The following is a 13,628-nucleotide window of genomic DNA, read 5'->3' on the forward strand; positions in this document are numbered from 1 at the left end:
GCGATCCGGCGATCCGGCGATCCGGCGATCCGGCGATCCGGCGATCCGGCGATCCGGCGATCCGGCGATCCGGCGATCCGGCGATCCGGCGATCCGGCGATCCGGGGGTAGGGGCGGTGCGGCGGCCCGGGTTTCCGGCCTCTGGCCTTCGCCGTCCGGTCCGGAGGGCTCTTCGTTGGCGTGCGCGCACTGGTGTTCGGCGGGGTTCTCCACCCGTGGGTGGAGAACCCCGGCCTGCGGAGATCCACCCATGATCCACCCCAGCTCCGATCTGCGGAGCGGCCCGTTTCCGTAGCGTCGAAGGCGTCGGCAGCGCTCGCTGTCGGCATCCCCTTCCCGCACATGGAGGCTGTGATGTCCGGGCTCGTCAACGCACTGGTGATCGTGGCCGTGGCCGGCCTTGTGATCGCGCGGCAGTTTCGTGCAAGCCGTATCGACACGGACCGGCGATGGTGGCTCCTGCCCGGGATCCTGGCCGTCATAGCACTGCGTGAGCCCGGCCTGCTCGACGCCCGTCACCACACCCCGGCGGCCCTGGTCCTCGGCGCCGAACTGATCGTCGGCCTGGCCATGGGAGCCGCCTGGGCCTGGACCACCCGCATCTGGGTGGAGCCGGACGGCTCGGTGTGGAGCAAGAGCACCAAAGCGAGCGCGGCCGTCTGGGGCGTCGGCATCGGTGTGCGGCTGGGCCTCTTCGCGGTCGGTGCGCTGCTGGGCATCCACCAGGACAGCTCGGCCCTGCTGCTGGCGCTCGCGGCCACCCTCCTGGTCCGCTCCGGCGTGCTGATCTGGCGTGCGCAGTCCCTGTCCCAGGCTCCCGTCCACGCCACGGCGTACGGTGACCACGTGCCCCGGTCCACGTGGAAGGAGCGCGTGTGACGGAGAACCTCTGGACCCGCTGGCCCTCACGGGAAGCACTGGGCCCCAAAGACCTCTCGCGGCCCAGGCGGCTGCTGGCCTGGGCCGTAAGGCTCCTGGTGCTGGGCGCGCTGCTGTGGGGTGCCTTCCACGACAGCCGCGTCCACGGGTGGGTCGCGCTCGCCGGGGTCGGCGGAGTACTCGCGGCAGGCGGGCTGGCCTGGGCCTTGTTCCGGACCACGCTCGAACATCGGCTGTGGGCGTCGCTGGCACTCGCCCTCATGCTGCTGGGACTGGCGGCCGGGGTGGAGAGCGTCGGATTTCGCTCAGCAGCCATAGTCCTGTGGTGCGGGTGCGCCATCGCAGCACTGGAGCGACTGCCTCTGGGAGCAGCGGTGCCGACGGCCTCGGTCGGATTCGCCGCCTTCGCTGTGGTCAACGACGACCCGGGGCCGACCTCGGCCGCCATCATCGGAGGCCTGGCGCTGGCCGGATACGCACTGCGTCTGGACGCCGAGGCCAGAGGCCATGCACAGCGACTGCTCGCCCAGGAGCGGGCGGCGCGCGCGGCCGAGGCAGAGTCGGCCGCACTCGCCGAGCGTGCCCGCATCGCCCGGGAGATCCACGACGTCCTGGCCCACAGCCTCTCGGCGCAACTCGTGCACCTGGAAGCGGCCCGGCTGCTGATCGAGCGGGGGGCGGACCGCGAACAGGTCCTCGAACGCGTGGTGGCGGCACGCGGAATGGCCCGCGACGGTCTTGAGGAGACCAGACAGTCGCTGTCCGCGCTGCGCGGTGAACTGACGCCGCTGGAGGACTTCCTGACCGACCTCGTCCGTGCGTCCGACGGTGCGGAGGTCACCGTGAAGGGTGAACGCAGACCGCTGCCGGTCGAGGCCTCGCAAGCAGTGCGCAGGGTCGCCCAGGAAGCCCTGACGAACGCCCGCAAGCACGCACCGGGTGCGATGGTCTGCGTGCGGTTGGAGTACAGCCCGCGTGAAGTCACCCTGGACGTGCGGGACTCGGGGGGTTCGCCGGGCGAACTTGCCGAGGCGGGAGGCGGGTACGGTCTGCTGGGCATGCGGGAGCGCGCCGAACTGCTGGGCGGATCGCTCGCTGCCGGACCGGAGAAGGAAGGCTTCGTGGTGACGCTGAAGGTGCCGCTGTGACGGAGGAGCCGGAGCAGAAGCCGGCCAGGGTGGTGGTCGCGGACGATCAGACGGTCGTCCGGGAAGGCATCGTGATGCTGCTCGGTCTCCTGCCGGGAGTCGAGGTCGTGGGAGCCGCAGGGGACGGGGACGAGGCGGTACGGCTGGTCGGCGAACTCGCTCCCGATGTGGTGCTGATGGACCTGCGCATGCCCCGCTGCGACGGAGTGGAGGCGACTCGACGCATCCGTACCGAGCACCCCGGGACGCAGGTCGTGGTGCTCACGACCTACGCGGACGACGAGTCCCTGTTCCCGGCGCTGAAAGCCGGCGCGCGTGGATACCTCACCAAGGACGCGGGCGGGGAGGAGATCGTACGGGCCGTGCACAGCGTGCTGTCCGGGGACGCGGGGCTGTCTCCGAGCGTCCAGCGCAGGCTGCTGGAGCGTCTGTCGGCGCCCGAACCGGAGCCGGCGGAGCCTGCTGCCCCGCCCGACGGGCTGACGACACGGGAGGTGGAGGTACTGGTGCTGATCGCCGACGGGCTCAGCAACCCGGAGATCGCGCGCCGGCTGAGCGTGTCCACCGCGACGGTGAAGACCCACATCAACAACATCTTCTCCAAGACGGGACTCAATGGCCGTGCCCAGGCGGTGCGTTACGCGTACGGGAAGGGGCTGGTACGGCCACCCAGGGGGTGAATCGGCCCGTCGGTCACCTGAAGGGGTGAAGTGCGCGGGGAAGAAGAGCCGGGGATCTTCCCGTTCTGTCCATCCTTGGGCATGCAGTCAAGCAACGGTCGTGTCCGCGTTGACGGGGACGTTCCCGAGAACGGCGGCCCCACGCCACATGCCCGCGAATACCACCGAGGCCAGGGTCGGACGTTCCTCGACACACCAGGAGACGTGCGCTACGAGGACCCGTGGTACGACGCGCTGGCCTCGGGTTGGGGCGAGTCGGCCGGTGTAGGTGCGCCCGTGGCCGAGGTTTCGGAGGCGCGTCGGGAGCGGGAGACCGGAGCCGTGGCGGCGGCGCAGGTCTACCTCGAAGTGCAGCGCAGCGCCGCGTTCCAGGAGGTGCGCAGCCGGTACCGGCGGTTCGTGGTGCCCGCCGTCGCGGGGTTCTTCGTCTGGTACGTGGCGTACGTCGTGACCGCGACGACCGCGCCCGACTTCATGGCGCGGCCGGTGGCGGGCGCGGTGAACGTGGCGTTGCTCGCCGGGCTCGGACAGTTCCTCAGCACGTTCCTGCTCACCTGGGCCTACGCCCGGCACGCACGGCTGCGGCGGGACCGCGCCGCGCTCGATCTGCGCTGGGACACCCAGGAGTTGACGCGTGGGGCGACGGGTGGTGCGTCATGACCGGCGATCACCAGACCCCGGCGTTGCTGCTGTTCAGTGTCTTCGTCGCGGTCACGTTGGGCATCACGACCTGGGTGAGCCGCAACCGGCACGGTTCGGAGGAGGAGTTCTACGTCGGCGGGCGGCTGTTCTCCCCGATGGAAAATGGTTTTGCCATCGCGGGCGACTACATGTCGGCCGCCTCCTTCCTGGGCATCTCCGGGCTCATCGCGCTCTTCGGGTACGACGGCCTGCTGTACTCGGTGGGCTTCCTCGTGGCCTGGCTGGTGGTGCTGTTCCTGGTCGCCGAACTGGTGCGCAACTGCGGGCGGTTCACACTCGCCGACGTGGTCGCCGCAAGGATGAGCGAACGGCCGGTACGGATCGCCGCGGGAACTTCCTCGGTCACCGTGTCCGTTCTCTATCTGGTGGCGCAGATGGTGGGTGCGGGCAGCCTGGTCGCGCTGCTCCTCGGGAACACGGGAGAGGCGGCGCAGTCCTGGGCGGTCATCGGCGTCGGCGCGCTCATGGTCATCTACGTGTCGTTGGGAGGGATGCGGGCCACCACGTGGATTCAGATCGTCAAGGCGGTTCTGCTGCTGGGCGGCACGATCACGCTCACGGTGCTCGTCCTGGTGCGCTTCCACGGTGACTTCGACCAGTTGTTGCGCACGGCGGCCGAGCGCAGCGGGCACGGCGCCGCGTTCCTGGCGCCCGGGTTGAAGTACGGCGGGGACTGGACCGCCCGCTTCGACTTCATGAGCCTGGGGCTCGCCCTGGTGCTGGGTACCGCAGGGCTGCCGCACATCCTGTCCCGCTTCTACACCGTGCCGACCGCGCAGGCTGCCCGGCGCTCGGTCGTCTGGTCGATCGGACTCATCGGCGGTTTCTACCTGATGACCATCGTCCTGGGCTTCGGCGCTGCGGCGATCGTCGGCCCGGAGGCCGTGCGCGGGTCGAACGCGGCCGGGAACACGGCGGTTCCACTGCTGGCACTCGACCTCGGGGGCGGCGCCGACTCCACGGGCGGAACGGTCTTGTTCGCGGTCGTGGCGGCCGTCGCCTTCGCCACTATCCTCGCCGTCGTCGCCGGAATCACGCTCGCTTCCTCGGCGTCGGTGGCGCACGACCTGTACGCCTCATTGCGTCGCCGCCATGCCAAGCCCCGCAGCGAGGTCGCGGTGGCACGGGTGGCTGCCGTGGGCATCGGCGTGGTCGCGATCGCTCTCGGCCTGCTGGCCCGCGACCTGAACGTCGCCTTCCTCGTCGGGCTCGCCTTCGCCGTCGCGGCGTCAGCGAACCTGCCGGTCCTGCTGTACTCGCTGTTCTGGCGGGGCTTCACCACACGGGGCGCGGTGTGGGCGGTGTACGGCGGGCTGCTCCCGGCCCTGGCGCTCGTCGTGCTGTCGCCGGTGGTGTCGGGCAGCCCCGAGTCGCTCTTCCCGGACGTGGACTTCCAGTACTTCCCGCTGCAGAACCCGGGCCTGGTCTCGATTCCGTTGGGCTTCCTGGCAGGCTGGCTCGGCACGGTCACCTCGGCCGAGGTCGCCGACGAGGCCAAGTACGCGGAGACCGAGGTGCGGTCATTGACGGGGGCGGGTGCCGCGTAGAGGGCGGCTTCGCCGCTGTACCACGTATCGGGTCCTGGCTCGCGGCTACGGCGCCACCCAGGCATAGCGGTGTTCCGGGCGGCCCGTGTCGCCGTACTTGAGGGAGAGGTGCAGGCGGCCGGCCTGTTCCAGGTGGCGGAGGTAGCGCTGGGCGGTGGAGCGGCTCAGGCCGGTCTCGGCGGCGACCTCATGGGCCGACAGAGGGTGGTTGGCTCGATGCAGGACGGTGCAGATCAGGTCCGTGGTCGGTTCCGAGTGGCCGCTCGGCAGGCCGGGCGAGGACGGCGCCGGCGCGGTGCGCAGGGCGCCGAAGATGCGGTCGACCTGCTCCTGGCCGGCGATGCCATGGCCCCCGACCCGGTCGACCGTGCGGCGCAGGGCGGCGTACGAGTCGAGGCGCGTGCGCAGCGCGGTGAAGGTGAACGGTTTGACCAGGTAGTGCAGGGCGCCCAGCCGCATGGCGGTCTGCACCGTGGTGACGTCGCCGGCCGCTGTGATCATGATGACGTCGGTGCCGTGGCCCTGCTCTCTCATGCGGTGCACGAGTTCGAGTCCGGTCCCGTCGGGAAGGTAGTGGTCGAGCAGGACCAGGTCGATGTTTCCGCGCTGCACGGCGGCGAGCGCCTGGGCGGCACTGTGCGCGCGGGCGGCCACCCGGTAACCGGGAACCTTTCCCACGTACTTGGCGTTGATCTCGGCGACACGGAAGTCGTCGTCCACCACCAGGACGTCAATCATGGGGCCTCTCTCCGTGGCGGCCAGGCGGGCGTTAAGCCTGTGTTTCGGCTTCGCTGTTGTAGCGCGCGCAGAACGAGCACAACAGGCTTTTGCAAGCAAAAGAAGCGCATGCGCCCACAAGACTGATGCTGTCTCGCCGGTCACCTCTACGGTCCCCGGCCATGAGCGCACACACCAGCCCCGCCATCGAGCTGCGGGGTGCGAGCAAGGTCTTCAAGACCCCGTCGGGAGCCCCGCACACCGCTGTGCGGGAACTCGACCTCACCGTCCGACAGGGCGAGTTCGTGGCCGTCGTCGGACCGACCGGCTGCGGAAAGTCGACCACGTTGACCCTGGTCAGCGGATTGGAAGAGCCCACCCAGGGCGAGGTGCTGGTCGCCGGGCAGCCCGTGCGTGGCGTCGGCGACAAGGTCGGTTTCGTCTTCCAGCAGGATGCGACGTTCCCGTGGCGGACGGTCCTGTCCAACGTCATGGCCGGCCCCCGTTTCCGCGGTGTGCCCAAGGCGGAGGCCAGGCGCAGGGCCCGCGAGTGGCTGGCCCGGGTCGGACTCACCGCGTTCGAGGACCGCTACCCGCACCAGCTCTCCGGCGGCCAGCGTAAACGCGTCGCACTCGCCGCGACCTTCGTCAACGACCCCGAGATCCTGCTCATGGACGAGCCGTTCTCCGCGCTCGACGTGCAGACCAGGGCTCTGATGTCGGACGAGCTCCTCGAGCTGTGGGAGGGCACGGGCGCGTCCGTCGTCTTCGTCACCCATGACCTGGAGGAGTCCATCGCGCTGGCCGACAAGGTCGTCGTGATGACTGCCGGCCCCGCCACCGTGAAGCACGTCTTCGACATCGACCTGCCGCGGCCGCGCAAGGTCGAGTCGGTGCGTCTGGAGCCACGGTTCATCGAGATCTACCGCGAGATCTGGGAGTCCCTCGGTGAAGAGGTCCGCATCACCCGTGAAAGAGGTGCCGCCCATGTCGCCTGACGTTCTCGAGCCGCCGCTGGTCGACACGGTCAAGACGGCGGACCGTGCCCACTCGCGCGCGCGTGCCGCACGCAAGCGCAAGGTCGTCGTCGCAGCGTCCCGCGTTCTGCTGCTGGTGGCCGTGCTCGCCCTGTGGGAGGCGCTCGCCCGAGCCAAGGTCATCGATCCGTTCAACTTCTCGATGCCCACGAAGATCTGGGACCAGATCTACACCTGGGTGACGCACGGGACCGCGCTCGGTTCCCTGGGCGAGCAGATCTGGTACACGCTCTACGAGGCGCTGCTCGGCTGGATCATCGGAGTGGTCACCGGAGTCGTGTGCGGTATCGCGCTCGGGCGGATCACCTTTCTCGCCGACATCCTTGGTCCATACATCAAGGTGCTCAACTCCATACCCAGGATCGTGCTGGCCCCGATCTTCGTGATCTGGTTCGGTCTCGGCCCGGCCTCGAAGGTCGCCTCGGCCGTCGTCCTGGTGTTCTTCCCGGTCTTCTTCAACGCCTTCCAGGGCGCCCGTGAGGTCGACCGCAACCTTGTCGCCAACGCCCGCATTCTCGGCGCGAGCGACCGCAGGGTGACGCTCCAGGTGGTCATCCCGTCCGCCACCTCCTGGATCTTCACCAGCCTCCACGTCAGCTTCGGCTTCGCCCTGATCGGCGCCATCGTCGGCGAGTACATCGGCGCGACCAAGGGCATCGGCCTGCTCGTCGCACAGTCGCAGGGCACGTTCAACGCGGCCGGCGTGTACGCCGCGATGGTCATCCTCGCCGTCGTCGCGCTGGCCGCCGAGGGGCTGCTGACCTTCGCCGAGCGCCGCATCTTCCGCTGGAAGCCGTCGGCCTCCGACAGCTGACCCGTCGTTGAACGACCCCCTCTCCTCCTCTCCCCGCAGCGCCTCTCACAAGGACGTGAACCCGCCATGCGCACAACCGCCAGATACACCGCCCTGGCAGCCGCCGGCCTGCTCGCCCTCGCCTCCCTCACCGCCTGCGCCAACGACGCGGCCGGCACCGCCTCCACCGGCTCCGACAGCAAGGGCGACGGCAAGGGCACGAAGGTCAAGATCATGGTCGGTGGCCTGGACAAGGTCATCTACCTGCCCGCCATGCTCACCCAGCGCCTCGGCTACTTCGACGCCGAGGGACTCGACGTGGAACTGCTGAGCGAACCGGCCGGTGTGCAGGCCGAGACCGCGCTCGTCTCCGGTCAGGTCCAGGGCGCCGTCGGCTTCTACGACCACACCCTCGACCTCCAGGTGAAGGGCAAGGAGGTGGAGTCCGTCGTCCAGTTCTCGCACGCGCCCGGCGAGGTGGAGATCGTCTCCACCAAGGCGGAGGGCGACATCACCTCGCCCAAGGACTTCAAGGGGAAGAAGCTCGGCGTCACCGGGCTCGGCTCCTCGACCGACTTCCTCACCAAGTACCTCGCCGTGAAGAACGGGGTGAAGGTCAGCGAGTTCACCCCGGTCGCCGTCGGCGCGGGGCCGACCTTCATCGCGGCGCTCCAGCAGGGCGCCATCGACGGCGGTATGACGACCGACCCGACCGTGGCGACGATTCTGGACAAGAAGGCGGGCAAGATCCTCCTCGACATGCGGACGCCGAAGGGCTCCGAGGAGGCGCTCGGCGGACCGTATCCGTCGTCAAGTCTGTACATGCAGACGGACTGGGTCAACGGTCACAAGGACACCGTCCAGAAGTTGGCCAATGCATTCGTCAAGACGCTCAAGTGGATGTCCACACATAGCGCGAGCGAGATCGCCGACAAGATGCCGGCCGACTACTCGCAGGGCAACAGCATGCTGTACTCGGTGGCCATCCAGAACACCCTGCCCATGTTCACCAAGGACGGTGTGATGCCCCAGAACGGCCCCGAGACCGTCGAGAAGGTCCTCAAGGCGTTCAACCCGAACATCCAGAACGCGGACGTCGACCTGAGCAAGACCTACACGACCGAGTTCGTGGACAAGGCGACGGGCTGACGGTCGAGTAGGCGGCGGCCCCGCATCCGTATCCCAGGAAGGGGCACGGTTCCTTCCCCCGCCCCCAAGAACCGTGCCCTCAGGCGCGGGTCGCCCACACGTAACGGTGTTCCGGGCGGCCCGCGTCGCCGTATTTCAGGGTCAGACGGGCCCGTCCGGTGCGCTCCAGGAGCTTCAGATAGCGCTGGGCGGTCTGGCGGCTCACCCCGGTCCGGTCGGCGATCTCCTGGGCCGACAGGGGCCCCTCGGCGTTCATCAGGGACTGCCGCACGAGTTCGGCGGTGGTGGGGGAGTGCCCTTTGGGCAGACCGGGCTCCGAGGAGGCGGACAACGCGCCGAAGATGCGGTCGACGTCGGCCTGTTCGGCCTCGCCGCCGCCGTCGAGGGTGCGGCGCAGATCGGCGTACGCCTCCAGCTTGGCGCGCAGCCCGGCGAAGGCGAACGGTTTCACCAGGTACTGCAGGGCGCCCTGGCGCATCGCGGCCTGCACGGTCGAGACGTCCCGGGCGGCCGTCACCATGATCACGTCGGTCTGGTGGCCGCGCCGGCGCATCTCCTGGACCATCTCCAGGCCCGTCTCGTCGGGCAGGTAGTGGTCCAGCAGGACGAGGTCCAGGTGCGGCAGCAGCTCCAGCTGACGCAGCGCGTCGGCGGCGTTGTGGGCCTCGCCGGCGACGTGGAAGCCGGGCACCTTCCCGACGTAGGCGGCGTTGACCCGGGCGACCCTGGTGTCGTCGTCCACGACCAGGACCTCGATCATCGGGACTCCTCCTCGACGGCGCCCTGCGCCGGTGCGGCGAGGGCGGGTTCCAGTTCGGGCTCGGTCAGCGCCTCGGGCAGGACGACGGTGAACTCGGCGCCTCCGCCGGCGGCCTCGCCGACCGTGGCGCTGCCGCCCTGCCGCTCGGCGAGCCTGCGCACCAGGGAGAGCCCGATGCCGCGCTTGCCGTGCGCGGGCGGCTTCTTCGTGGACCAGCCCTCGGTGAAGACCAGCTCGCGCTGCTCCGCCGGGACGCCGGGGCCGGTGTCCCACACCCGCAGTACCGCGGCCCGGCCGTCCGCACGCAATTCGATCTCCACGCGCGCGTGCGGTGTGCCCGCGACGGCGTCGAGCGCGTTGTCCACCAGGTTGCCGACGACCGTGACCAGTCCGCGTGGGTCGATCAGACGGTCGGGCAGCCGGGTCCGGTCGGAGACCCAGAGGGCGACACCGCGCTCCGCCGCGACGGTCGCCTTGCCGACCAGCAGGGCGGCGAGCAGCGGGTCCTCGATCTTCTCGGTCACCTGCTCCGACGTGGCCCGGTGATCGCCGACCACCTCCCCGACGAACTCCACGGCGTCGTCGTACATCTCCAGTTCGAGCAGCCCCAGCAGCGTGTGCATGCGGTTGGCGTGCTCGTGGTCCTGGGCGCGCAGCGCGTCGATGAGTCCGTGCGTCGAGTCGAGTTCGCGGCCCAGCTGTTCCAGTTCCGTGCGGTCGCGCAGGGTGGCCACGGCGCCGCCGTCGTCGGTCGGCATGCGGTTGACGACCAGGACCCGCTGTCCGCGGACGGCGATCAGGTCGGTGCCGGTCACCCGGCCGGCCAGGACGTCGGCCGTGCGTCCCTCGCCCAGCGCCTCGTCGGGCGCCTCGCCCACCACCTCGTCCCCGATGCCGAGCAGGCGCTGCGCCTCGTCGTTGAGCAGCCGGACGCGGCCCGCGCGGTCCAGGGCGACGACCCCCTCGCGGATGCCGTGCAGCATCGCCTCGCGCTCGGCGAGCAGCGCGGAGATGTCGGAGAAGGCCAGGTCGCGGGTCTGGCGCTGGACCCGCCGGGAGATCAGCCAGGCGGCCAGTGCGCCCACGGCGAGGGCGCCTCCGGCGTAGGCGAACAGCCCGGGGATCGCGTGGATGAGGCGGGCCCGCACGCTGTCGTACTCGATACCGACCGAGACCGCTCCGATGATCTTGTCGTCGGCGTCGCGCAGAGGCACCTTGCCGCGGGCCGAGCGGCCCAGCGTGCCGCTGTCGATCTCCATGACCTCCTTGCCGGCCAGGGCCTGGCTGGGGTCAGTCGAGACATGGCCGCCGACCTGCGCGGTGTCGGTGTGCGACCAGCGCGTGCCGTGCAGGTCCATCACCACGACGTACTCGGCGCCGCTGGCCTTGCGGATCCGCTCGGCCTCCCGCTGCACGGGTCCGTCGACCGACGGCTGCGTGCTCTGGAGGTCCTCGGCGATCTGCGGCACCGCCGCGGTGGTCTGCGCGATGGCGAGCGCGCGACGCATCGCCTGGTCGTCCAGCTGAGCGCTGAGCGGGGCGAGGAACAGCCCGGTCGCGAGCACCACGACGCCCGCGGCGATCGCCAGCTGCATGAGCAGGAGCTGCGAGAACATGCGCCTCGGCATTCCGAGACGCAGGCGACGGGCGGGGGGAGTGGGGCTCATACCCAAGAAGGTACGTGGGTGGGAGGGCGCAGCCGTAGGGGTGGGTGAGGTGGATCTCTTGACCGGGTCAAGAGGAAACGGTTCGGCCGTGTCCGCGCGGGGCGTGATCGAACCGTGTGCGAGGGCGGCTCAGCCCGCCGCTGCCGCGCCCGCCAGTTCGTGCAGGGCCACCACGTCCATCCGCGCGGGTGAACCGAGCACCGATGTGCCGCAGCTTTCCGGCCGGGGCGGCTGCGCGGCGCCCTGGGCCACGACGACCTGCCAGTGACGTCCGTCCGTGTGCGCGACGGTCACCTCCCAGCGCGGAGCGCCGCCGGTGGTCCGCACGACGCTCAGCACCTCCGCCGCGTCCTCGCCGGTCGCCGCCCGCACCGCCAGCTCCGCCGCCTGACCGGGCCGTTCCCAGGCCGAGCTCCCGCGGCACCCCTCCACGACGATCCGCCCCTCCTGGACCCCGTGCAGGACCTCCTTGACGGTGTGGGCCTCGGCGCGGCCGTACGCGTACCCGTGCGGCAGGACGAGCAGGGTGGGGGAGAAGCGATGACCCCCCAGATGGGTGACCTCCCAGGCGCCCTGTACCCCCGAGGCGGCGAGCTCCGCGGCCAGCGGACGGCCGAGGAGCGCGCAGCAGCGGTCGCGCTTGCCGTTGGTGCAGACGAGGGCGAGGGGGTCGCCGGTGTGGGGCCGGCCCCGGAGCGCGCTGTCGAAGGTGTGGTGCTCGCCCCGGCCGAGCGCGGCCATGTCGAGGTCGAGCAGCCGCCCGGGGTCGGTGGTCGTGGCGCTGTGCAGCCAGATGTTGCCCGGCGTCGTGTGGGCCGCGTACACGTGCCGTACGGGCGGCGGCATCCCCGGGTCGGCGTGCCGGCCGGGGCGGCGGATGAGCGCGATACGCACGCCCGTGTCCTTCGCCGCCGCCTCCAGGGCGCGGCCCAGCGCCGGGTCGAGGTGGCTCGAAGTGAGTGCATCGGCTCCCCACGGACCGGGCTGCTCCAGCAGGAGCCAGGTCCTGGCGGTGGCCGCGGTGCCGGAAATGGGCTCGTCGAGGTTCCGCGAGACGGTCGCGCACGTACTCACAGAGGTGAGCCTAACCTGACTTGACGGCCGGCGACTTCCCAGCACGCCTGTGGAACGCTGTGGAGTCGCCGGGCCCAGGCTGTGCGTGCGGCCGCGCCCGAGGTCATGCCGCGCCCGAGGTCATGCCGCGCGCGGTCCGGCCGCCGCCGGATGCCTACTCCGGCAGGGGCTGTGGCGGCTTCGGGCCCACGTAGTGGCCGCTGGGCCGCATCCGCAGGGGGCGCTCGCCGTACTCCTCCAGGGCGTGGGCGATCCAGCCCGCCGTACGGGCGACGGCGAAGATCGTCTCGCCGGCCGAGGACTCCATGCCGCTGGACGCGGTGAGGACGGCGAGCGCCAGGTCCACATTGGCGTGCAGCGGCGCATGGCGGGCGGTCGTGGCGACGACGTCCCGGGCGGCGGCGAGGGCGGGTGCGGCTTCGGGAATGTCCTCCAGGAGGGCGAAGAGGGCACGCGCGCGTGGGTCCTCGCCGGGGTAGAGCGGGTGGCCGAGACCGGGAACGCGACGGCCGGCCCGCAACTCCTCCGCGATCACCGGGACCGCGCTGCCGAGGTCGAGCACCTCGAGAAGCATCCGGTGGGCGAGCCCGCTCGCCGCACCGTGCAGGGGTCCCTCGAGCACGCCGAGCCCGGCGGAGACGGCCGCGTAGGCGTGTGCGCGGGCCGAGGCGGCGACGCGCACCGCGAGCGTCGACGCGGCCAGATCGTGGTCGACGAGCAGGCCGAGCGCCGTGTCGAGGACACGCAGGTGCGCCGGTTCGGCGGGGCGTCCGCTGAGCCGGCCCCACAGGCGCCGGGCGAGGGAGCCTTCGTCGCGGTGGGTGGGCCGCTTCGGGGGCAGGGCGGCGACGAGGGTGGGGATCAGGATGCGCGCGGTGCCGAGCACCGCGTCCTCGGACAGGTCGAACCGCAGGGGGTCGACGGCCGCCGCGGCGACGGCGGCGACCCGCAACCGGTCGGTGGGGCCGGTGTGTTCGGGCAGCGCCTCGACCACACGGCGGGCGGCCACCGCGGACGCCTCGGGCGCGGTGAACGTGACCCCGGGGCGCAGCCGGCCCGTCCACAGCCACTCGGCGACCTCTTCGTAGGAATGCCCGGAGGCCAGGTCGACCGCGTCCACGCCTCGGAAGTAGTAGCGGTCCTTGTCGATGAACGTGATGTGTGTGCGTACGGACAGCTCCGCCCCGGATCCCGGACTCCCGCTGCTCTCCCGCCTGTTGCGGCGCGCCAGCGCGCCGACCTCCTCGGGGTCGAAGGTGCTGCCCCGCCCGCCGGGCGTGCGCCTGCTGCTCAACTGACCGCGGCTGACGTACGCGTACACGGTCTCGGGTTTCACCCCGAGCGCCTCGGCGGCCTCCTTGGTGCTCAGCCGTCGTTCGGGGTGGCCGGGGCCGGGTTCTTGATCGCGCATGGGGGTCACCGTATCCACCCCTACGAGGAAGGCCCGGCCTCGCGACGGGGCGAGCCGGGCCGGT

13 protein-coding genes are annotated in these 13,628 nt (G+C 70.9%); 8 read left to right on the plus strand and 5 right to left on the minus strand.

Annotation, left to right across the window (positions count from 1 at the left end; translation table 11 throughout):
* Positions 1 to 354 precede the first annotated feature (354 nt).
* The 5 genes from ACWD4O_RS00400 (at position 355) to ACWD4O_RS00420 (ending at position 4,956) form a co-directional block, all read left to right on the plus strand.
* Positions 355 to 879 (plus strand): DUF1453 domain-containing protein, encoded by a 525-nt coding sequence (locus tag ACWD4O_RS00400; RefSeq protein WP_451275926.1) that lies wholly within the window; start codon positions 355 to 357, stop codon positions 877 to 879.
* Positions 876 to 2,027 carry a sensor histidine kinase gene (locus ACWD4O_RS00405; RefSeq protein ID WP_451275928.1) on the plus strand — a complete coding sequence of 384 codons (1,152 nt, stop codon included), beginning with the start codon at positions 876 to 878 and terminating at the stop codon, positions 2,025 to 2,027. The genes ACWD4O_RS00400 and ACWD4O_RS00405 overlap by 4 nt, the downstream gene beginning before the upstream one ends.
* Complete coding sequence (locus tag ACWD4O_RS00410; protein ID WP_451275930.1) at positions 2,024 to 2,707, plus strand: response regulator transcription factor; 684 nt, start codon at positions 2,024 to 2,026, stop codon at positions 2,705 to 2,707. Before ACWD4O_RS00405 ends, ACWD4O_RS00410 begins: the two co-directional genes overlap by 4 nt.
* 81 nt (positions 2,708 to 2,788) lie before the next feature.
* Positions 2,789 to 3,367, plus strand: coding sequence for a DUF485 domain-containing protein (locus ACWD4O_RS00415; protein WP_451275932.1), 579 nt, complete (start codon positions 2,789 to 2,791; stop codon positions 3,365 to 3,367).
* Positions 3,364 to 4,956 (plus strand): solute symporter family protein, encoded by a 1,593-nt coding sequence (locus ACWD4O_RS00420; RefSeq protein ID WP_450945468.1) that lies wholly within the window; start codon positions 3,364 to 3,366, stop codon positions 4,954 to 4,956. The genes ACWD4O_RS00415 and ACWD4O_RS00420 overlap by 4 nt, the downstream gene beginning before the upstream one ends.
* A 45-nt stretch (positions 4,957 to 5,001) precedes the next feature.
* Here ACWD4O_RS00420 and ACWD4O_RS00425 read toward each other — a convergent pair whose 3' ends face one another.
* Positions 5,002 to 5,694 carry a response regulator gene (locus tag ACWD4O_RS00425; RefSeq protein WP_451275935.1) on the minus strand — a complete coding sequence of 231 codons (693 nt, stop codon included), beginning with the start codon at positions 5,692 to 5,694 and terminating at the stop codon, positions 5,002 to 5,004.
* Between the two features lie 161 nt (positions 5,695 to 5,855).
* Between ACWD4O_RS00425 and ACWD4O_RS00430 the strand changes: the two genes are divergently transcribed.
* The 3 genes from ACWD4O_RS00430 (at position 5,856) to ACWD4O_RS00440 (ending at position 8,652) form a co-directional block, all read left to right on the plus strand.
* Positions 5,856 to 6,671: an ABC transporter ATP-binding protein gene (locus ACWD4O_RS00430; RefSeq protein ID WP_351909573.1), complete on the plus strand. Its 816-nt coding sequence runs from the start codon at positions 5,856 to 5,858 to the stop codon at positions 6,669 to 6,671.
* Positions 6,661 to 7,524, plus strand: a complete 864-nt coding sequence (locus ACWD4O_RS00435) for an ABC transporter permease (RefSeq protein ID WP_358804459.1) — start codon at positions 6,661 to 6,663, stop codon at positions 7,522 to 7,524. Before ACWD4O_RS00430 ends, ACWD4O_RS00435 begins: the two co-directional genes overlap by 11 nt.
* Before the next feature lie 66 nt (positions 7,525 to 7,590).
* Entirely contained in the window at positions 7,591 to 8,652 is a 1,062-nt protein-coding gene (locus ACWD4O_RS00440; protein ID WP_451275938.1) for an ABC transporter substrate-binding protein, read from the plus strand.
* A gap of 79 nt (positions 8,653 to 8,731) precedes the next feature.
* On the opposite strand, the gene ACWD4O_RS00445 is transcribed toward ACWD4O_RS00440, so the two are convergent.
* The 4 genes from ACWD4O_RS00445 to ACWD4O_RS00460 form a co-directional block, all read right to left on the minus strand.
* Complete coding sequence (locus ACWD4O_RS00445; protein WP_351909579.1) at positions 8,732 to 9,412, minus strand: response regulator; 681 nt, start codon at positions 9,410 to 9,412, stop codon at positions 8,732 to 8,734.
* The gene (locus ACWD4O_RS00450) at positions 9,409 to 11,079 is read right to left on the minus strand and encodes a sensor histidine kinase (RefSeq protein WP_451275941.1); all 1,671 of its coding nucleotides are present in this window, start codon (positions 11,077 to 11,079) and stop codon (positions 9,409 to 9,411) included. Before ACWD4O_RS00450 ends, ACWD4O_RS00445 begins: the two co-directional genes overlap by 4 nt.
* A gap of 129 nt (positions 11,080 to 11,208) precedes the next feature.
* Positions 11,209 to 12,153: a sucrase ferredoxin gene (locus ACWD4O_RS00455; protein WP_451275943.1), complete on the minus strand. Its 945-nt coding sequence runs from the start codon at positions 12,151 to 12,153 to the stop codon at positions 11,209 to 11,211.
* A gap of 154 nt (positions 12,154 to 12,307) precedes the next feature.
* The gene (locus ACWD4O_RS00460; RefSeq protein WP_451275945.1) at positions 12,308 to 13,564 is read right to left on the minus strand and encodes a citrate/2-methylcitrate synthase; all 1,257 of its coding nucleotides are present in this window, start codon (positions 13,562 to 13,564) and stop codon (positions 12,308 to 12,310) included.
* Positions 13,565 to 13,628: the final 64 nt, after the last annotated feature.

The organism is Streptomyces sp. NPDC002623 (assembly GCF_053592635.1).